Origin of the sequence: Streptomyces sp. NPDC028722 (assembly GCF_040637655.1) — a bacterium.
Taxonomy (GTDB): domain Bacteria; phylum Actinomycetota; class Actinomycetes; order Streptomycetales; family Streptomycetaceae; genus Streptomyces.
Genome location: NZ_JBEZWU010000001.1, coordinates 1 through 19,675, shown reverse-complemented (window position 1 = coordinate 19,675; position 19,675 = coordinate 1). Strand labels below are relative to the sequence as shown.

Below are 19,675 nucleotides of genomic sequence, written 5' to 3'. Positions count from 1 at the left end.
AAGGTGCGGACCGGCGTGGCCGACCGTCTCATCGTCCGTGGCGCGCGCGAGCACAACCTGAAAAACGTGTCGCTCGACCTGCCTCGTGACTCGCTCATCGTCTTCACGGGCCTGTCCGGGTCGGGCAAGTCCTCCCTGGCCTTCGACACCATCTTCGCCGAGGGTCAGCGCCGTTACGTGGAGTCGCTCTCCTCGTACGCACGGCAGTTCCTCGGGCAGATGGACAAGCCCGACGTCGACTTCATCGAGGGCCTCTCCCCGGCGGTCTCCATCGACCAGAAGTCGACCTCCCGCAACCCCCGCTCGACGGTCGGCACGATCACCGAGGTGTACGACTACCTGCGTCTGCTCTTCGCACGCATCGGCAAGCCGCACTGCCCCGAGTGCGGCCGCCCGATCTCGCGCCAGTCGCCGCAGGCGATCGTGGACAGGGTCCTGGAGCTCCCCGAGGGGAGCCGCTTCCAGGTGCTGTCCCCGCTGGTGCGCGAGCGCAAGGGCGAGTTCGTCGATCTCTTCGCCGACCTCCAGACCAAGGGCTACTCCCGCGCGCGCGTCGACGGCCAGACCGTCCAGCTCTCCGAGCCGCCGGCCCTGAAGAAGCAGGAGAAGCACACCATCGAGGTGGTCGTGGACCGCCTCACGGTGAAGGACTCCGCCAAGCGCCGCCTCACCGACTCCGTGGAGACGGCCCTCGGCCTGTCCGGCGGCATGGTCGTGCTCGACTTCGTGGACCTCCCCGAGGACGACCCCGAGCGCGAGCGGATGTACTCGGAGCACCTCTACTGTCCGTACGACGACCTCTCCTTCGAGGAGCTGGAGCCCCGCTCCTTCTCCTTCAACTCGCCCTTCGGCGCCTGCCCCGAGTGCACCGGCATCGGCACGCGCATGGAGGTCGACCCCGAGCTGATCGTCCCGGACCCCGACAAGTCCCTGGACGAGGGTGCCATCCACCCCTGGTCGCACGGGCACACCAAGGACTACTTCAGCCGCCTGATCGGCGCCCTCGCGGACGCCCTCGGCTTCCGCACGGACATCCCCTTCGCCGGTCTGCCGCAGCGTGCCAAGAAGGCCCTGCTCCAGGGTCACAGGACCCAGATCGAGGTGCGGTACCGCAACCGGTACGGCCGCGAGCGCGTCTACACGACCCCCTTCGAGGGTGCGGTGCCGTTCGTGAAGCGCCGGCACAGCGAGGCCGAGAGCGACGCCAGCCGCGAGCGCTTCGAGGGCTACATGCGCGAGGTGCCCTGCCCCTCCTGTGAGGGCACGCGCCTGAAGCCGATCGTCCTCGCGGTCACGATCATGGGCAGGTCGATCGCCGAGATCTCCGCGATGTCGATCAGCGACTGCGCCGACTTCCTGGGCGAACTGAAGCTCAGCGCCCGCGACAAGAAGATCGCCGAGCGGGTCCTGAAGGAGGTCAACGAGCGGCTGCGCTTCCTGGTCGACGTCGGCCTGGACTACCTCTCGCTCAACCGTGCGGCCGGCACCCTCTCCGGCGGCGAGGCCCAGCGCATCCGCCTGGCCACCCAGATCGGTTCCGGCCTCGTCGGCGTCCTCTACGTCCTGGACGAGCCCTCCATCGGTCTGCACCAGCGGGACAACCACCGGCTGATCGAGACCCTCGTCCGGCTGCGCGACATGGGCAACACGCTCATCGTCGTCGAGCACGACGAGGACACCATCAAGGTCGCCGACTGGATCGTGGACATCGGTCCCGGCGCCGGCGAGCACGGCGGCAAGGTCGTGCACAGCGGTTCCGTGAAGGAACTGCTCGCCAACACCGAGTCGCAGACCGGCGCGTACCTCTCGGGCCGCAAGTCGATCCCGCTCCCGGACGTGCGCCGCCCGCTCGACCCGTCCCGGCAGCTCACCGTGCACGGTGCCCGCGAGAACAACTTGCAGGACATCGACGTCTCCTTCCCGCTCGGTGTGTTCACGGCCGTCACCGGCGTCTCCGGATCCGGCAAGTCGACGCTGGTCAACGACATCCTCTACACGCACCTGGCCCGCGAGCTGAACGGCGCCCGGACCGTCCCCGGACGGCACACGCGCGTGGCGGGCGACGACCTGGTCGACAAGGTGGTGCACGTCGACCAGTCGCCGATCGGCCGCACCCCGCGGTCCAACCCGGCGACGTACACCGGTGTCTTCGACCACATCCGCAAGCTGTTCGCCGAGACCACCGAGGCGAAGGTCCGCGGCTACCTGCCGGGGCGCTTCTCCTTCAACGTCAAGGGCGGCCGCTGCGAGAACTGCTCCGGTGACGGCACCATCAAGATCGAGATGAACTTCCTGCCGGACGTCTACGTCCCGTGCGAGGTCTGCCACGGTGCCCGGTACAACCGGGAGACCCTGGAGGTCCACTACAAGGGCAAGTCCATCGCCGAGGTGCTGAACATGCCGATCGAGGAGGCCATGCACTTCTTCGAGGCGGTCCCGGCGATCTCCCGGCACCTGAGGACGCTGAACGACGTCGGTCTCGGCTACGTCCGCCTCGGCCAGTCCGCCACCACCCTCTCCGGTGGTGAGGCGCAGCGCGTCAAGCTCGCCAGCGAACTCCAGAAGCGGTCCACGGGACGCACGGTCTACGTCCTGGACGAGCCGACCACCGGTCTGCACTTCGAGGACATCAGCAAGCTGCTCACGGTGCTCGGCGGGCTGGTCGACAAGGGCAACACGGTCATCGTCATCGAGCACAACCTCGATGTGATCAAAACCGCCGACTGGATCGTGGACATGGGTCCGGAGGGCGGCGCCGGCGGTGGCCTGGTGGTCGCGGAGGGCACGCCGGAGGAGGTCGCCGGCGTCCCGGCCAGCCACACCGGCAAGTTCCTGCGCGAGGTCCTCGGCGCCGACCGCGTCAGCGACGCCGAGCCGGTCAAGGCGCTGCGGGCCACGACGGCACGCAGGACGGCCGCCGCCAAGTCACCGGCGAAGAAGACGGTGACGGTCAAGGCCGACAGCACCCCGGCCAAGAAGACCGCCACCGCCGCGAAGAAGGCGACGCCCGCGAAGAAGGCCGCGCGGGCCCGCAAGGATTGAGCCGGGCCGGACCGGGAGGAGGCCAGAAACGCCTACGCTTCCCGGTCAGGCTGACACGGCATCAGAAATTCGGCGCCCCGCGGGAACTCCTCGCGGGGCGCCGTTCGTTCTCTCGACAGCCAGCCCGGTTCTGCGGTCCGACAGGCCCCCGCACCCCGCAGAGCCGGCCGTACCTTGTCAACAGCACAGGGAGAACAGACCGCTCACCACGCGGCCGGCCCGCCCAGCTCGGCCGCGTACGGCGGCTCGGCCCCCGCCCGCGAGCAGGTGACCGCCGCCGCGCGGGCCGCGAAGCGCAGCAGCCGGGCCCAGCCCTCCCTCCCGAGGGCGGCGAGCGCTTCCGGCGTCAGTGCGTCGCGCACGGCCAGTCCGTGCAGCAAGGCCGCGTTCACCGTGTCACCGGCGCCGATGGTGTCCACGACACTGACCTTCTCACCGGGTACGGAACACTCCCCGCCGTCCCGGGTGAACACGGTCAGGCCGTCGCCGCCCCGGGTGACCACCACGGCCGACGGTCCCGCGGCCAGCCATGCGCGCGGGGTGCCGCCGAGCCACGCGGCATCCTCCTCGGACACCTTCAGCAGCGTCACCGAGGGCAGCCAGCTCGCGAAACGCGTCCGATAGGCGTCCGCGTCCGGGATCAGCCCCGCCCGGATGTTGGGGTCGAGGGCGGTGAAGAGCCCTTGTCCCGCAGCGGTACGCATCAGCTCCTCGTAGGCGCTCGCTCCCGGCTCCAGGGCGAGCGAACAGGTACCGAAGGACACGGCGCGGGTACCGGCGGGCAGAGTCACCGGGCCGGAGAACAGACGGTCGGCGGTGCCGTCGACATAGAAGGAGTAGGCGGCCGAGCCGGCGGTGTCGACCGTCGCCACCGCGAGGGTCGTCGGCTCCGGCCCCCGCTGTACGCCGGACACGTCGACCCCGGCCCGCCGTAGCCCGTCCAGCAGGGCCTCGCCGAAGGCGTCGTCCGACACCCGGGAGCAGAAGGCGGTGCGGGAGCCGAGCCGCCCGAGGGCCACGGCGGTGTTGTAGGGGCCGCCGCCGAGCGCCGGTTTCAGTACCGCGAGGGCACCGGGGCCCTGCGGTACGAGGTCGATCAGTGCCTCACCGGCAACGACGATCATGCGGCGGTTCCCTTCTTGGCGGACCCGAGTCGTGAGCGGCCCGGTCCCTGTGCCGGCTGAGTCGTGAGCCGGCCCGGGCCCGCCGCCGGCTCCCGGCAGGGGTGGTGCGGACTGAACCGCCCCTCCGTGCCGTCGGCCGAGCCTTCCCGGCCTGCCCCTGCGCCCGCGCCCGCGTGCGGGGTCGGCCGAACCGGGACGGTATCTCACCGTCTCGTCCCGCGTAAACGGGAACGTGAGCACCTGCCGCCCCCGGGGTCCGACGCGCTCCCTCCCTCCGGGTATCGTCGCCCTGCACACCCCTTGACCTGTGGAGACCCAGATGCCCGCCCGCTCCTCGGCAAGCCGCCGTACCGTCCTTCGCGGGGCCGCCGCTGCCCCGGTCGCCGGACTCGGCCTGGCCGCGTGCGCGGCACCGGACGGGAGCGGGCCGGCCGCGGCCACCCCGACCGCACCGGTCGATCTCGGTGCCGAGAGTGAGGTCCCGAAGGGCGGCGCCCAGCTCTACCAGGACCAGAACGTGGTGGTCAGCCGCGACCGGAACGGCACGCTGAAGGCGTACAGCACGATCTGCACGCACGCCGGGTGCCCCATCAACAAACTGCGGGGGACGACTCTGGTCTGCCCGTGCCACGGCAGCGAGTTCGACGCCGTGACGGGCAAGGTGGTCCAGGCGCCGGCCACCGAGCCCCTGGGCGAGCTGACGGTGAAGGCCGCGAACGGCAGGATCATCGCCGGCCCGGCGGCCTGACCGAGGGCCGCCCGCAGCCGGCCGAGCCGGCCGGGAGCCGTCCACTGGCGTTCGGGAGGGACGAGGTTCGGGCGCCCGGTCCCAGACCGCCGCCCGGAGCCAGGAAGGGCGCTCGCCCGGCCCGTCCACCAGTCGCCGGGAGCGGCGAAGGCGCGCCGCCCGGAGTCACAAAGCCCGCTTGCCCGACCCCAGCCCCGCTTGCCCGGCCCCAGCCCGCTCGCCCGGCCTCGGACCGGCCGCCCGGAGCCGCCCGGACCGGCCGCCCGGCACCGCCCAGATCGACGACCCCGTAGAGCCCCGGCCCCGGAGCCGCCCGCCCGGCCCGGTCGCCCAAAGCCGCCAACCCGGTCGCCCAAAGCCTCCAACCGGTCGCCCCGTCGCGCAGTGCTGCCGGGCAGGCAGCACACCGGCCCCTGTCGCCCTCGGTGCGGCGGCCTGTCGGATGGTTCCGGGCACGAGGGGGAACGGGCGGAGAGGATGCCGTCACTCCCACTCCCAGGCGATTCCCACGATGCCCGGCCGGATGCGCGCTTCGACCACGTGGGCACAGTGGTGCAGGCCGGTCACGGCGAGTTCCTGCCGGCCGCTGCGCGGAGCCGCTGGCGAGTGCTGGGCGAAGCGGTGGCAGCGCACCGGCAGGGCGGCCGGGTCGAAGCGCACCTGGAGCGCGTACTGACCACCGGGGGAGCCGAACCGCTGGAGATGCTCGCGGGCGGTCCCGGCCGTGCCGTCCTCGACGGCGTACCGGAAGAGGAACGTGTCGCCGGAACGCAGCCGGGTGTCGAAGAGCAGCTCGGCCACCAGCACGCCGGTGTCCTGGTCCCAGCGGAGGCGCCCGGTGCGGCAGTTCTCCAGGGCGCGCACGGTCATCCGGCGCGGATCGCAGCCCCGGTCGCCGTGGTGGACGGCGACGAAGCGGTCGACGCCGTCGCGGTGGGCCCGCACGATGTGGTGGGCCTCGCGGCCGGCCAGCTCGCGCCGGGCGCCGATCCGGACACATTCGTGGTGGCCGAGGGTGTGCAGCCCGCCGTCCACGGACCAGCCCAGGTCGGCCGTGAGCCGGTCCAGGACGTCCGACGCCTCGGCCAGGGAACGGTAGGAGCGGCCTCCCGGCCGGCCGGCCGTCGGGCGCTCGTCGGCCTCGGCGAGCAGCCGGATCAGTGACTCGTCCGGCAGCTGGAGTATCTCCTCCAGCGCCCGGACGGCGCGCAGCGACTCCGGGCGCTGCGGGCGGCGGGCGCCCTGCTGCCAGTAGCTCAGGCTGGTCACGCCCACCGTGACCCCGCGGCGTGACAGATGGTGCTGCACGCGCTGGAGCGGTAGTCCGCGTGCGGCGATCGCGGCGCGCAGCGCCACATGGAAGGGGCCGCCGCGCAGGGCCGTGTCGAGGTCCGCGGTGGGGAGGTCCGCGTGCTCTGTGGCATGCCGCATGCCGAGGGCCTTTCTGTAAGGTGTCACTCCGGCTGGTCAGACCGTCTGTGCGAGTCCGCGTGGCCACCCCCGTGGGCGCGCGGACGCCCGTGGCCGGGCTCCGCCGCGCCGTGTGCATGCGTGCACGGCCCCGAGTTTCCCCGCATTGAAGCGTGTTGACCAGAACCCGACAACACCTGGCGCCCGGCCGCCGCCGACGACTGACCGGACCTCACCGTCTCGCGGCCGGGTGCGGGCGGGTGCGCCGGGGGAGAGGCGCGGTGGGCGGCGCCGGTGAAGAGGGCCGGTGGGACAGGGGCGCGGACATCGCGGCGGGGGAGCTGCCGACGCACTCCCGGGGCGCCGCACGGGGCTGGGCGTCGTCCACAGGCGCGACGCGGTGTCGGCGCTCGCCAGTAGGGTGTGAGACATGGCCGATCCCTCCAGCTACCGCCCCAGGCCGGGAGACATCCCGGACTCCCCCGGGGTGTACAGGTTCCGTGACGAGCACCGCCGGGTGATCTACGTCGGGAAGGCGAAGAGCCTGCGCCAGCGCCTGGCGAACTACTTCCAGGACCTGGCGAACCTGCACCCGCGCACCCGGACGATGGTGACCACCGCCGCGTCCGTGGAGTGGACCGTGGTGTCCACGGAGGTGGAGGCGCTCCAGCTGGAGTACTCCTGGATCAAGGAGTACGACCCCCGGTTCAACGTCAAGTACCGCGACGACAAGAGCTACCCCTACCTCGCGGTGACGATGAACGAACAGTTCCCGCGCGTGCAGGTGATGCGCGGTCACAAGAAGAAGGGCGTTCGGTACTTCGGGCCGTACGCGCACGCGTGGGCGATCCGGGACACCGTCGACCTGCTGCTGCGGGTCTTCCCGGTGCGCACCTGCTCGGCCGGTGTCTTCAAGAACGCCGCCCGTACCGGCCGCCCCTGCCTGCTCGGCTACATCGACAAGTGCTCCGCCCCCTGTGTCGGCCGGATCACCCCCGAGGACCACTGGGACCTGGCCGACGAGTTCTGTGACTTCATGACCGGCCGCACCGGCACCTACCTCCGCCGTCTGGAGAAGCAGATGGCGGAGGCGGCCGAGGAGATGGAGTACGAACGGGCGGCCCGCCTGCGCGACGACATCGGGGCCCTGAAGAAGGCCATGGAGAAGAACGCGGTCGTGCTCGCCGACGCGACCGACGCCGACCTCATCGCCGTCGCCGAGGACGAGCTGGAGGCGGCCGTCCAGATCTTCCACGTACGCGGCGGCCGGGTCCGCGGCCAGCGCGGCTGGGTGACCGACAAGGTCGAGGACGTCACCACCGGCGCCCTGGTCGAACACGCCCTCCAGCAGTTGTACGGCGAGGAGACCGGGGACGCGGTCCCCAAGGAGGTGCTGGTCCCGGCCCTGCCCGAGCCGGTCGAGCCGGTCCAGGAGTGGCTGGCCGCCCGCCGTGGGGCGAACGTCTCGCTGCGCATCCCGCAGCGCGGCGACAAGAAGGCGCTCATGGAGACCGTGGAGCGCAACGCCAAGCAGTCCCTGGCCCTCCACAAGACGAAACGCGCCTCCGACCTGACCACCCGCTCGCGCGCGCTGGAGGAGATCGCCGGGGCCCTCGACCTGGACAGCGCCCCGCTGCGGATCGAGTGCTACGACATCTCGCACCTCCAGGGCGACGACGTGGTGGCCTCCATGGTCGTCTTCGAGGACGGTCTCCAGCGGAAGAACGAGTACCGCCGCTTCCAGATCAAGGGCTTCGCCGGCCAGGACGACGTCCGCTCCATGCACGAGGTGATCACCCGGCGCTTCAGGCGCTACCTGGCCGAGAAGGAGAGGACGGGGGAGTGGGCCGACGGCGCCGGCACCGAGGAGGCGCTCACCGACGACGACGGCGCGCTCACCGGCACGGAAGTGGTCACCGACTCCCTCAAGGACGACGACGGGCGTCCCAGGAAGTTCGCGTACCCGCCGCAGCTGGTCGTCGTCGACGGCGGTCAGCCGCAGGTCGCGGCGGCCCGGCGCGCCCTGGACGAGCTGGGCATCGACGACATCGCGGTCTGCGGTCTCGCCAAGCGCCTGGAAGAGGTCTGGGTGCCCGGGGAGGACGACCCGGTGGTCCTGCCCCGCACCAGCGAGGGCCTCTACCTGCTCCAGCGGGTCCGTGACGAGGCCCACCGGTTCGCGATCACCTACCAGCGGACCAAGCGGGCCAAGCGCTTCCGGGCCGGCCCGCTGGACGAGGTGCCCGGACTCGGCGAGACCCGCAAGCAGGCGCTCATCAGGCATTTCGGCTCGGTGAAGAAGCTGCGGTCCGCCACCGTCGAGCAGATCCAGGAAGTGCCCGGGATAGGCCGGAAGACGGCCGAGACCATCGCCGTGGCCCTCGCCCGGGCGGCTCCGGCCGCACCCGCCGTGAACACGGCGACCGGAGAGATTATTGAGGATGAGGAACCCGGCACGACGGGGGGTTCCTCGGGGGAGCCCGTGACCACGGGCCCCCCGGACGGACGACGGGGGCAGGAGACATGACCGAGCACGACGCACAGCCCACAGCGCATGGGGAACAGGCGCACAGCGACACGGGTGACGATGTCGCCCGGCAGGACGCCGGCCAGGGAGCGGGCGAGGACAACGGAGCACAGGTGAGTACGGGCAGCGAGACAGCCGGGGCCCCCGAGGCGGCCATCCCCGAGCTGGTGATCATCTCCGGCATGTCCGGAGCGGGCAGATCCACGGCCGCGAAGTGTCTGGAGGACCTCGGCTGGTTCGTCGTGGACAACCTCCCGCCCGCGCTCATCCCCACCATGGTGGAGCTGGGCGCCCGGTCCCAGGGCAACGTCGCGCGGATCGCGGTCGTCGTGGACGTCCGCGGCCGGCGCTTCTTCGACAACCTGCGCGAGTCCCTGGCCGACCTGGACACCCGGGGCGTCACCCGCAGGATCGTCTTCCTGGAGTCCTCCGACGAGGCGCTCGTGCGCCGCTTCGAGTCGGTGCGCCGGCCGCACCCCCTCCAGGGTGACGGCCGTATCGTGGACGGCATCGCCGCCGAGCGGGAGCTGCTGCGCGAGCTGCGCGGCGACGCCGATCTGGTGATCGACACCTCCAGCCTGAACGTGCACGAGCTGCGGGCCAAGATGGACGCCCAGTTCGCCGGCGAGGAGGAGCCCGAGCTGCGGGCCACCGTGATGTCCTTCGGCTTCAAGTACGGCCTGCCGGTCGACGCCGACCTGGTCGCGGACATGCGGTTCCTGCCGAACCCGCACTGGGTCCCGGAGCTGCGCCCGTACACCGGCGTCAACGAGGAGGTCGCCGCCTACGTCTTCAACCAGCCCGGCGCGAAGGAGTTCCTCGACCGGTACGCCGAGCTGCTGCGGCTCATCGCGGCCGGCTACCGCCGCGAGGGCAAGCGGTATGTGACCATCGCCATCGGCTGTACCGGCGGCAAGCACCGCTCGGTCGCGATGTCGGAGAAGCTCGCCGCGCGGCTCGCGGCCGAGGGCGTGGAGACGGTGGTCGTACACCGGGACATGGGACGGGAATGACGGAACGTACACCGCGGTTGGGCAGGCTGCGCCGGATGGTGCCCGAGGCCCGTGCCGGCCGCCCGGCCGAGGTCCGCGGGGCCCGGCCCCGGCGGCGCGGCGCCCAGCCCAAGGTGGTCGCGCTCGGCGGCGGCATGGGCCTGTCCGCGTCGCTCGCGGCGCTGCGCCGGATCACCGGTGATCTCACCGCCGTCGTCACCGTGGCCGACGACGGCGGCTCCAGCGGCCGGCTCCGGGACGAGCTGGGTGTGCTGCCGCCCGGCGACCTGCGCAAGGCGCTGGCCGCGCTGTGCGGGGACGACGACTGGGGGCAGACCTGGTCCCGGGTCATCCAGCACCGCTTCCACTCCAAGGGCGACCTGCACGACCACGCGGTCGGCAACCTGCTGATCGTGGCCCTGTGGGAGCAGCTCGGCGACCACGTCCAGGCCCTGGACCTGGTCGGCAGGCTGCTCGGGGCGCACGGGCGCGTGCTGCCCATGTCGGCCGTGCCGCTGGAACTCCAGGCCCTGGTCAGGGGGCACGACCCGGAGCGGCCGGACGACGTGGACACGGTCCGCGGGCAGGCGACCGTGGCTCTCACACCCGGCGAGGTGCAGTCGGTGCACCTGGTGCCGCACGACCCGCCGGCCGTGCCGGAGGCCGTCGCGGCGGTCCTGGACGCGGACTGGGTGGTCCTCGGCCCCGGCTCGTGGTTCTCCTCGGTGATCCCGCACCTGCTCGTCCCCGAGCTGCTCGACGCCCTCACCGAGACCAAGGCCCGCCGTGTGCTCTCCCTGAACCTCGTGCCGCAGCCGGGAGAAACCGAAGGCTTCTCACCGCAGCGTCATTTGGAGGTTTTGGGGCGACACGCCCCTAAACTCGCCCTGGACGTGGTGCTGGCCGACGACGCCGCCGTGCCCGACCGCGATGTGCTCACCGAGGCCGCCAAGCGGCTGGGAGCCGCGGTCGAGCTGGCGCCGGTGGCCCGGACCGACGGAACGCCCCGGCATGATCCGGAGCTGTTGGCCGCCGCGTACGACCGTATTTTTCGGATGCATGGAAGGATCGGCCCATGGCGATGACGGCAGCGGTGAAGGACGAGATCTCCCGGCTCCCCGTCACCCGGACCTGCTGCAGGAAGGCAGAGGTCTCCGCCGTTCTGCGGTTCGCCGGCGGCCTCCATCTGGTGAGCGGGCGCATCGTGATCGAGGCGGAGCTGGACACCGCGATGGCGGCGCGCCGGCTCAAGCGGGACATTCTGGAGATCTTCGGCCACAGTTCCGAGCTGATCGTGATGGCGCCCGGCGGGCTGCGCCGCGGCTCGCGGTACGTGGTGCGTGTGGTCGCGGGCGGGGACCAGCTGGCCCGCCAGACGGGGCTCGTGGACGGCCGCGGCCGCCCGATCCGCGGGCTGCCCCCGCAGGTCGTCTCGGGGGCCACCTGCGACGCGGAGGCGGCCTGGCGCGGGGCCTTCCTGGCGCACGGCTCGCTGACCGAGCCCGGCCGCTCCTCCTCCCTGGAGGTGACCTGCCCGGGCCCGGAGGCCGCGCTCGCGCTGGTCGGCGCGGCCCGCAGACTGTCGATCGCCGCGAAGGCTCGCGAGGTGCGCGGCGTGGACCGGGTGGTCGTCCGGGACGGTGACGCGATCGGCGCCCTCCTCACCCGTCTGGGCGCCCATGAGTCGGTGCTGGCCTGGGAGGAGCGCCGGATGCGCCGGGAGGTGCGGGCCACCGCCAACCGGCTCGCCAACTTCGACGACGCCAACCTGCGCCGTTCCGCCCGCGCCGCGGTGGCCGCCGGGGCCCGGGTGCAGCGCGCTCTGGAGATCCTCGGGGACGAGGTGCCGGAGCACCTCGCCGCCGCCGGACGGCTGCGCATGGAGCACAAGCAGGCCTCCCTGGAGGAGCTGGGCGCGCTCGCCGACCCGCCGCTGACGAAGGACGCGGTCGCGGGCCGCATCCGCCGCCTGCTGGCGATGGCCGACAAGCGCGCCTCCGACCTGGGCATCCCGGGTACGGACGCCAACCTCAGCGAGGATCTGGCGGACAACCTGGTCGGCTGACGGAACGTCACACTCCGCGTGCCGGGGCCCGGTCGGGGCCCCGGCATCGGCCGTTCGGGGCTCGTTCACCGTCTCCCTCGTCGTGTCCGTGAGGCGCTCTTGACTCGATCAAGGAGTGACCTGAGCCTGGCAGCTGTTCGTCGCTGTGGCGGACCACCGCTAGGGGGGTTCATGAGACACAGAGCGAGATCGATCCTCGCTGTCGGCGCGCTTCTGATCGGCGGAGCGAGCCTCGCGCCCATCGCCCAGGCACAGAGCGGACATCCGGCGGCACCCCAGCCGGACGAGATCAGGGTCTTCCGCGCCGACGTCACCCGGCAGCAGGTGCCCCTGCTGCTCCGGGCGGGCCAGGACGGCCGCGAACTCAGTGAGCAGGTGACCGGGGACGGCCGGACCGAGGTCGAGGTCTACCTCACCGGCAGGCAGGCCGCGCACCTGCGGAAGCAGGGCGTCGACCTGACCGAGCGCACCTTGTCCGCCCGGGCGCAGGCGCGCGTCGAGGGCGCCGCGCAGGGCGTGTTCCGTCCCTACAGCGGCAGTGGCGGGCTCAGGGAGGAGATCCTGCGCACCGCCCGGGACCACCCCTCTCTCGCCAAGGTGGAGTCCATCGGCAGGACCGTCGACGGCCAGGACATCCTCGCGCTCAAACTCACCAGGAACGCCAAGGGGTCGCGGGACGGCTCCAAGCCGTCGGTGCTGTACATGTCCAATCAGCACGCGCGCGAGTGGATCACCCCGGAGATGACCCGGCGTCTGATGCACTACTACCTGGACCACTACACGAACGACCGGCGGGTCAAGAAGATCGTCGACTCGACCGAGCTGTGGTTCGTCCTGTCGGCCAACCCGGACGGCTACGACTACACCTTCCGGGACGCGGGCACCCGCCTGTGGCGCAAGAACCTGCGGGACGTCAACGGCGACGGCGTCATCAGCACGGGTGACGGCGTCGACCTCAACCGAAATTTCCCGTACAAGTGGGGCTACGACGACGAGGGTTCGTCGCCCGATCCGACCAGCCAGACCTACCGCGGCGCGAGCCCCGCGTCCGAGCCCGAGACCCGGGCGCTGGACGCCTTCGAGAAGCGCGTCGGTTTCAGGTACGCCATCAACTACCACTCCGCCGCCCAACTCCTCCTCTACGGAGTCGGCTGGCAGGTGGCCACGCCCACGCCCGACGACGTCCTCTACCGGGCGCTGGCCGGCACCCCCGACAACCCGGCGATCCCCGGCTACCGTTCGCAGGTCTCCTCGGAGCTGTACACGACCAACGGCGAGGCGGACGGGCACGCGTCGAACGTCAACGGGATGGCGATGTTCACCCCGGAGATGTCGACCTGTCAGACCGCCTCGGACCTCGATCCGGACGACGCCTGGAAGTCCCAGGACTGCCGGTCGGTCTTCAACTTCCCGGACGACGAGAAGCTGATCCGGCAGGAGTTCGAGAAGAACGTCCCCTTCGCGCTCTCCGTCGCCGAGACCGCCGTGCACCCCGACAGGCCGGTCTCCTCGGTGGGCCTGAGCGCCGCCGACTTCACCCCGGCCGCGTTCTCCACGTCGTACTCCCGGGGCGCGGACCAGGAGGTCTCGGCCGTCGTGCGCAAGGCGGTCCGGGACAAGGAGCTGAAGTACCGCGTCAACGGCGGCCGTACGCTCGACCAGGCGCTGCGGCCCTGGAAGGGCGGGCAGACCTACGGCGGCGAGGACGACCTCTACTTCGACGAGTACCGGGCCAGGGTGCGCGACGGCGAGCCGGGCGACAGGGTCGAGGTGTGGTTCACCGGCGAGACCGGGGGCGGCAGGAAGGTCTCCAGCTCCCACTTCACCTACACCGTCGCCGAGCGGCCGAAGGCGGACACCCTGGTCGTCGCCGAGGAGGGGACGGCCGCCACGCAGGCACGGACGTACGTGGACGCGCTGAAGGCGGCCGGACACAGGGCGATCGTGTGGGACGTGGCCACCCGGGGCGCCCCGGACGCGCTCGGCGTGCTGCGGCACTTCCGGACGGTCGTGCACTACTCGGGGGCGAAGGGCCCGGCCGGACCCACCCAGCTCCAGCTGCGCGCCTACGTCAACGAGGGCGGCAAGCTGATCGAGGCCGGTGAACTGGCCGGCGGCAGCGTCGACCTCGGCGGCGGCACCCTGTCGGACGACTTCAGCCAGTACTACCTGGGGGCCTACAGCCGCACGTCGACCAAGGGGGCCACCGGCTTCACCGGCTCCGGCGCGCTCGACGGTGTCACCGGCGCCCTCGGTGACGCGCCCGGCAACCCGCTGGACGGGGCGGGCACCTACGGCGTCACCTCCGACGAGCTGCCGGTGTCCACGCATCCCCAGTTCAAGAGCGCGGGCGCGGGAACGTTCCCCGGGACGGTCAACCCGTACGGGCCGTACGCGGGTGCCGCCATGGCCGCCGCGGTGCACACCGACGACGCCTACAAGCGTCTCACCCGCACCATCGACCTCACCGGTGTCGGCGCCGCCGACAAGCCGGCCCTCAGCATGCGGCTGCTGTGGGACACCGAACCCGGCTACGACCACGCGGTGGTCGAGGCGCACACCGCGGGCGCCGCCGACTGGACCACCCTGCCGGAGGCCGGCGGGGCCACGAGCACGGCCGTGCCGGCCGACTGCGGGGACGGCTTCCTGATCGGCGAGCACCCGTGGCTGAAGCACTACCTGACGCTCACCGGCAACGCCTGCACGGCGGGCGGCGCCACCGGTGCCTGGAACAGCCTCACCGGCAGCTCCGGCGGCTGGCGGCAGGTGAGTTTCGACCTGAGCGGCTACGCCGGGAAATCCGTCGAGGTGTCGGTCGCCTACATCACCGATCCCGGCAGCGGCGGTCACGGTGTCCTGGCCGACGACGCCTCACTGGTGGTGGGCGGCACGGCGAGGGAGACGGAGGGCTTCGAGTCGTCCCTGGGCGCATGGCGGGCGGCCGGACCGCCCGCGGGCAGTCCGGCGGTGCTCAAGGACTGGGCGCGCACCGGGGCGCTGTTCCGCACGTACGGAGCGGTCGCCACGGACGACACCGTGCTGCTCGGTTTCGGCCTCGAACAGGTGACGTCGGCGGCCGGCCGGGCGGCTCTGCTGCGGAAGGCGTTCGACTCGCTCGACAGGTGAGTGGACCAGGTGAGCGGACCCCCCTCTCAACGGTGCACGAACGGGGTACTCATCAAGTGAGCCGACCCGCTCACGAACGAGTGACAACGGCGCCAAAAGTGCCCCGCATTTCGTAGCACATACGGATGAATCCGCTGCCGATCCGAGGCGGTCCGTACCCCTACTGACCAGTACGGACCGCCTGCCCGTGTATGCGCCATCTCGATGTCACCCCGGGGCCCGCAGAGAGGTAGGGTCGGTGGTGGTCGGGGACATCCCAAACAGAGCTCGCCGGCACCGCATGGCCGGCGTACCAACGAGGAGATCGGTTCGTGACGATCCGCGTAGGCATCAACGGCTTCGGCCGTATCGGGCGTAACTACTTCCGCGCACTGCTGGAGCAGGGCGCAGACATCGAGGTCGTGGCTGTCAACGACCTGGGTGACACCGCGACCACCGCCCACCTGCTCAAGTACGACACGATCCTGGGCCGCCTCAAGCAGGAGGTCTCCCACACCGCCGACACGATCACGGTCGACGGTCACACCATCAAGGTGCTCTCCGAGCGCAACCCCTCGGACATCCCGTGGGGCGAGCTGGGCGTCGACATCGTCATCGAGTCGACCGGCATCTTCACCAAGAAGGACGACGCCGCCAAGCACATCGCCGGCGGCGCCAAGAAGGTCCTCATCTCGGCTCCGGCCAAGGACGAGGACATCACGATCGTGATGGGCGTCAACCAGGACAAGTACGAGCCGGCGAACCACCACGTCATCTCCAACGCCTCCTGCACCACCAACTGTGTGGCGCCGATGGCCAAGGTCCTCGACGAGAACTTCGGCATCGTCCGGGGTCTGATGACGACGGTGCACGCGTACACGAACGACCAGCGCATCCTTGACTTCCCGCACAAGGACCTGCGCCGCGCCCGTGCCGCCGCCGAGAACATCATCCCGACCACCACCGGCGCCGCCAAGGCCACTGCCCTGGTGCTGCCGCAGCTCAAGGGCAAGCTGGACGGCATGGCCATGCGCGTCCCGGTCCCGACCGGCTCGGTCACCGACCTCGTCGTGGAACTCAGCCGCGAGGTCACCAAGGAAGAGGTCAACGCCGCCTTCCAGAAGGCCGCCGAGGGCGAGCTGAAGGGCCTCATCGACTACACCGAGGACCCGATCGTCTCCTCGGACATCGTCAACGCCCCGGCGTCCTGCACGTTCGACTCCTCCCTGACCATGGTCCAGGAGGGCAACAGCGTGAAGGTCATCGGCTGGTACGACAACGAGTGGGGCTACTCCAACCGCCTCGTGGACCTCACGGTCTTCGTCGGCAACCAGCTCTGATCGCAGCAGCAGGACCCCGCAGTGGGCGCAGGGCCCGGGCAGCGCACCGCCGCGCTGCCCGGGCCCTGTCCCGCGTACTGACCACGTCCTCTTACGATCAGGTGCACCACGAGCCCTCCTCAGGAGTCCACTCAATGAAGACGATCGACGAACTTCTCGCCGACGGCGTACGCGGCAAGCGGGTCTTCGTCCGCGCCGACCTCAACGTGCCGCTCGCCGACGGGACGATCACCGACGACGGCCGCATCCGCGCCGTCCTGCCCACCGTCAAGGCCCTCGCCGACGCGGGCGCCAAGGTGGTCGTCGCCTCCCACCTGGGCCGCCCCAAGGGCGCCCCGGACCCCGCCTTCTCCCTCGCGCCCGCCGCCTCCCGCCTGGGTGAACTCCTCGGGTCCGACGTGGCCTTCGCGACCGACACCGTCGGCCCGTCGGCCCAGGAGACGGTCGCCGGGCTCACCGACGGCCAGGTCGCCGTCCTGGAGAACCTGCGCTTCAACCCCGGTGAGACCGCCAAGGACGACACCGAGCGCGGCGTCTTCGCCGACCGGCTCGCCGCCCTCGCGGACGTCTACGTCGGTGACGGCTTCGGCGCCGTGCACCGGGGACACGCCTCCGTCTACGACCTCCCGGCCCGCCTGCCGCACTACGCCGGCTACCTCATCGCCACCGAGGTCGGCGTCCTGAAGAAGCTCACCGACGACGTCAAGCGCCCCTACGTCGTCGCGCTCGGCGGCGCCAAGGTCTCCGACAAGCTCGCCGTCATCGACCAGCTCCTCGGCAAGGCCGACCGCATCCTCGTCGGCGGCGGCATGGCCTACACCTTCCTCAAGGCCAAGGGCTACGAGGTCGGCATCTCCCTGCTCCAGGAGGACCAGGTCCCGGTCGTCCAGGAGTACATGCGGCGCGCCGAGGAGCAGGGTGTGGAGCTGGTGCTCCCGGTCGACGTCGTGGTCTCGCGGGAGTTCCCGGACCTGAAGGCCAAGGCCCCGACCGAGCACACCGTGGTCGACGCGGACAAGATCCCCGCCGACCAGGAGGGCCTGGACATCGGTCCGAGGACCCGGGAGCTGTACGCCCAGAAGCTCGCCGACGCCGAGACCGTGTTCTGGAACGGTCCGATGGGCGTCTTCGAGCACCCCGACTACGCCGAGGGCACCCGAGCGGTCGCCCAGGCCCTCGTCGGCGCCGGCGGTTTCACCGTCGTCGGCGGCGGTGACTCCGCCGCCGCCGTGCGTACGCTCGGCTTCGACGAGAACGCATTCGGCCACATCTCGACCGGTGGCGGCGCCTCCCTCGAATACCTCGAGGGCAAGACGCTCCCCGGCCTCGCCGCACTGGAGGACTGACCCTTGAGCACCCGCACGCCGATCATGGCGGGCAACTGGAAGATGAACCTCAACCACCTCGAGGCCATCGCGCACGTCCAGAAGCTCGCCTTCGCCCTGGCCGACAAGGACTACGAGGCCGTCGAGGTCGCCGTCCTGCCGCCGTTCACCGACCTGCGCTCCGTGCAGACCCTGGTCGACGGCGACAAGCTCCGGATCAAGTACGGCGCCCAGGACATCTCGCAGCACGACTCCGGTGCCTACACCGGTGAGATCTCCGGCCCGATGCTGGCCAAGCTGAAGTGCACCTTCGTGGTGATCGGCCACTCCGAGCGCCGCCAGTACCACAACGAGACCGACGAGCTGGTCAACGCCAAGGTCAAGGCCGCCTACAAGCACGGTCTGACCCCGATCCTGTGCGTCGGCGAGGAGCTGGACGTCCGCGAGGCCGGCGACCACGTCACCCACACCCTCGCCCAGGTCGACGGCGGTCTGAAGGACCTGCCGGCCGAGCAGGCCGAGACCGTCGTGATCGCCTACGAGCCCGTGTGGGCCATCGGCACCGGCAAGGTCTGCGGCACCGAGGACGCGCAGGAGGTCTGCGCCGCCATCCGCGCCCGGCTCGCCGAGCTGTACTCGCAGGACGTGGCCGACAAGATCCGCATCCAGTACGGCGGCTCCGTGAAGTCGGGCAACGTCGCCGAGATCATGGCCCAGCCCGACATCGACGGCGCCCTGGTCGGCGGTGCCTCGCTGGACGCCGACGAGTTCGTCAGGATCGTGCGGTTCCGCGACCAGTGACGCGGCCATGAGTAGGCGGTAGCGGCGATACGTCGTACGCTTGCGGGGCCGAAACTGTCACGGGAGCTGCCAGCCCCCGCGGGAGCGTCGGCCCCGTCGTCCATCAGAATCCGAGGAAGTTGGTCCAGCCGTGGTTTTGGGGTTCTCGATCGCCCTGATCGTCTTCAGCCTGCTGCTGATGCTGCTGGTGCTGATGCACAAGGGGAAGGGCGGCGGCCTCTCCGACATGTTCGGCGGCGGCATGCAGTCCTCCGTCGGCGGTTCCTCGGTCGCCGAGCGCAACCTCGACCGGATCACCATCGTGATCGCTCTGCTGTGGTTCGCGTGCATCATCGTCCTCGGCATGCTGATGAAGTCGAACAGCTGACACGCGAACAGCACATTCCGCCCGTTCCGCACGTAAAGCCCCATGTTCGGTACGCGATCCTGAGCGCGGCCTATCATGGGGCTTGCGTCTGGATGTGGGGGCCGGTAACTCCAATCACTGGACGCGCGTTGGGCCTTACGTAGACTGAGGCGCTCGCGGCGAAGCGAAACGCCGACTCGCTTCGCGGCACCATCACGCAGGGAGTTACGACCGTGGCAAGTGGCAACGCGATCCGAGGAAGCCGGGTCGGGGCGGGGCCGATGGGCGAGGCCGAGCGCGGCGAGTCCGCGCCGCGTCTGCGCATCTCCTTCTGGTGCTCCAACGGGCATGAGACGCAGCCGAGCTTCGCCAGCGACGCGCAGGTTCCCGAGACCTGGGACTGCCCACGCTGCGGCTTCCCGGCCGGCCAGGACCGGGACAACCCGCCGGACCCGCCGCGCACCGAGCCGTACAAGACGCATCTCGCGTACGTACGGGAGCGGCGCAGCGACGCGGACGGCGAGGCGATCCTCGCCGAGGCGCTCGCCAAGCTGCGGGGCGAGATCTAGCGAGACCGACCGGCCGGGTACCCGAGGGTGCCTGGCCGGATCCGTGTGCGGCGCGCCGCACCGGCCTGCCCTCCGTGTGCCGCTCACGTTCCATGCTGATCAACTAGGTTGGAACGGCTGGGACAGGCACGACGGAAGGCGGAGGTCGGAAATGAACGCAGACGGCCGTACGAGGCTCAACCGGACGCCCGAGTGGACGGCGCTGGCCGACCATCATGCCCGGAGTCAGCCGCATCTGCGGGAATTGTTCGCGTCGGATCCCGGTCGTGCGGAGCGGTACA

Annotated in this window: 14 protein-coding genes; 12 read left to right on the top strand and 2 right to left on the bottom strand. The window is 71.1% G+C overall.

Annotation, left to right across the window (positions count from 1 at the left end; all coding sequences use genetic code 11):
- Positions 1-15: 15 nt before the first annotated feature.
- Positions 16-3,042, top strand: a complete 3,027-nt coding sequence (gene uvrA, locus AB0F03_RS00070) for an excinuclease ABC subunit UvrA (RefSeq protein WP_361984430.1) — start codon at positions 16-18, stop codon at positions 3,040-3,042.
- Positions 3,043-3,245: 203 nt separating this feature from the next.
- Here uvrA and AB0F03_RS00065 read toward each other — a convergent pair whose 3' ends face one another.
- A complete protein-coding gene (locus tag AB0F03_RS00065) occupies positions 3,246-4,166 on the bottom strand; it encodes a carbohydrate kinase (RefSeq protein ID WP_361984427.1) in 921 nt (306 codons plus the stop codon).
- A gap of 319 nt (positions 4,167-4,485) precedes the next feature.
- Between AB0F03_RS00065 and AB0F03_RS00060 the strand changes: the two genes are divergently transcribed.
- Complete coding sequence (locus AB0F03_RS00060; RefSeq protein ID WP_361984424.1) at positions 4,486-4,914, top strand: Rieske (2Fe-2S) protein; 429 nt, start codon at positions 4,486-4,488, stop codon at positions 4,912-4,914.
- Positions 4,915-5,397: 483 nt separating this feature from the next.
- Here AB0F03_RS00060 and AB0F03_RS00055 read toward each other — a convergent pair whose 3' ends face one another.
- Positions 5,398-6,345, bottom strand: a complete 948-nt coding sequence (locus AB0F03_RS00055) for a hypothetical protein (protein WP_361984421.1) — start codon at positions 6,343-6,345, stop codon at positions 5,398-5,400.
- A 409-nt stretch (positions 6,346-6,754) separates the two neighbouring features.
- Between AB0F03_RS00055 and uvrC the strand changes: the two genes are divergently transcribed.
- From uvrC to AB0F03_RS00005, 10 genes are all read left to right on the top strand, one after another.
- Complete coding sequence (gene uvrC / locus AB0F03_RS00050; RefSeq protein ID WP_361984418.1) at positions 6,755-8,851, top strand: excinuclease ABC subunit UvrC; 2,097 nt, start codon at positions 6,755-6,757, stop codon at positions 8,849-8,851.
- Positions 8,848-9,864: an RNase adapter RapZ gene (rapZ, locus tag AB0F03_RS00045; RefSeq protein ID WP_361984415.1), complete on the top strand. Its 1,017-nt coding sequence runs from the start codon at positions 8,848-8,850 to the stop codon at positions 9,862-9,864. Before uvrC ends, rapZ begins: the two co-directional genes overlap by 4 nt.
- Positions 9,861-10,928, top strand: coding sequence for a uridine diphosphate-N-acetylglucosamine-binding protein YvcK (gene yvcK / locus AB0F03_RS00040; protein ID WP_361984412.1), 1,068 nt, complete (start codon positions 9,861-9,863; stop codon positions 10,926-10,928). Before rapZ ends, yvcK begins: the two co-directional genes overlap by 4 nt.
- Positions 10,919-11,908 (top strand): DNA-binding protein WhiA, encoded by a 990-nt coding sequence (whiA, locus tag AB0F03_RS00035; protein WP_361984409.1) that lies wholly within the window; start codon positions 10,919-10,921, stop codon positions 11,906-11,908. Before yvcK ends, whiA begins: the two co-directional genes overlap by 10 nt.
- A gap of 171 nt (positions 11,909-12,079) precedes the next feature.
- Entirely contained in the window at positions 12,080-15,034 is a 2,955-nt protein-coding gene (locus AB0F03_RS00030) for a M14 family zinc carboxypeptidase (protein ID WP_361984406.1), read from the top strand.
- A gap of 311 nt (positions 15,035-15,345) precedes the next feature.
- The gene (gap, locus tag AB0F03_RS00025; RefSeq protein ID WP_361984403.1) at positions 15,346-16,353 is read left to right on the top strand and encodes a type I glyceraldehyde-3-phosphate dehydrogenase; all 1,008 of its coding nucleotides are present in this window, start codon (positions 15,346-15,348) and stop codon (positions 16,351-16,353) included.
- Between the two features lie 134 nt (positions 16,354-16,487).
- Complete coding sequence (locus AB0F03_RS00020; protein ID WP_361984400.1) at positions 16,488-17,699, top strand: phosphoglycerate kinase; 1,212 nt, start codon at positions 16,488-16,490, stop codon at positions 17,697-17,699.
- 3 nt (positions 17,700-17,702) lie between these two features.
- Positions 17,703-18,479 carry a triose-phosphate isomerase gene (gene tpiA / locus AB0F03_RS00015; protein ID WP_361984398.1) on the top strand — a complete coding sequence of 259 codons (777 nt, stop codon included), beginning with the start codon at positions 17,703-17,705 and terminating at the stop codon, positions 18,477-18,479.
- 130 nt (positions 18,480-18,609) lie between these two features.
- Entirely contained in the window at positions 18,610-18,846 is a 237-nt protein-coding gene (gene secG, locus AB0F03_RS00010; protein ID WP_356820976.1) for a preprotein translocase subunit SecG, read from the top strand.
- A 212-nt stretch (positions 18,847-19,058) separates the two neighbouring features.
- The gene (locus tag AB0F03_RS00005) at positions 19,059-19,394 is read left to right on the top strand and encodes an RNA polymerase-binding protein RbpA (protein ID WP_003976875.1); all 336 of its coding nucleotides are present in this window, start codon (positions 19,059-19,061) and stop codon (positions 19,392-19,394) included.
- Positions 19,395-19,675 lie beyond the last annotated feature (281 nt).

Bases quoted from the DNA above. Each gene is read 5' to 3' on its own strand.
- AB0F03_RS00030 (WP_361984406.1), top strand. From the start codon at position 12,080: ATGAGACACAGAGCGAGATCGATCCTCGCTGTCGGCGCGCTTCTGATC.
- AB0F03_RS00060 (WP_361984424.1), top strand. From the start codon at position 4,486: ATGCCCGCCCGCTCCTCGGCAAGCCGCCGTACCGTCCTTCGCGGGGCC.
- AB0F03_RS00065 (WP_361984427.1), bottom strand. From the start codon at position 4,166: ATGATCGTCGTTGCCGGTGAGGCACTGATCGACCTCGTACCGCAGGGC.
- uvrC (WP_361984418.1), top strand. From the start codon at position 6,755: ATGGCCGATCCCTCCAGCTACCGCCCCAGGCCGGGAGACATCCCGGAC.
- AB0F03_RS00055 (WP_361984421.1), bottom strand. From the start codon at position 6,345: ATGCGGCATGCCACAGAGCACGCGGACCTCCCCACCGCGGACCTCGAC.
- AB0F03_RS00020 (WP_361984400.1), top strand. From the start codon at position 16,488: ATGAAGACGATCGACGAACTTCTCGCCGACGGCGTACGCGGCAAGCGG.
- yvcK (WP_361984412.1), top strand. From the start codon at position 9,861: ATGACGGAACGTACACCGCGGTTGGGCAGGCTGCGCCGGATGGTGCCC.
- whiA (WP_361984409.1), top strand. From the start codon at position 10,919: ATGGCGATGACGGCAGCGGTGAAGGACGAGATCTCCCGGCTCCCCGTC.
- rapZ (WP_361984415.1), top strand. From the start codon at position 8,848: ATGACCGAGCACGACGCACAGCCCACAGCGCATGGGGAACAGGCGCAC.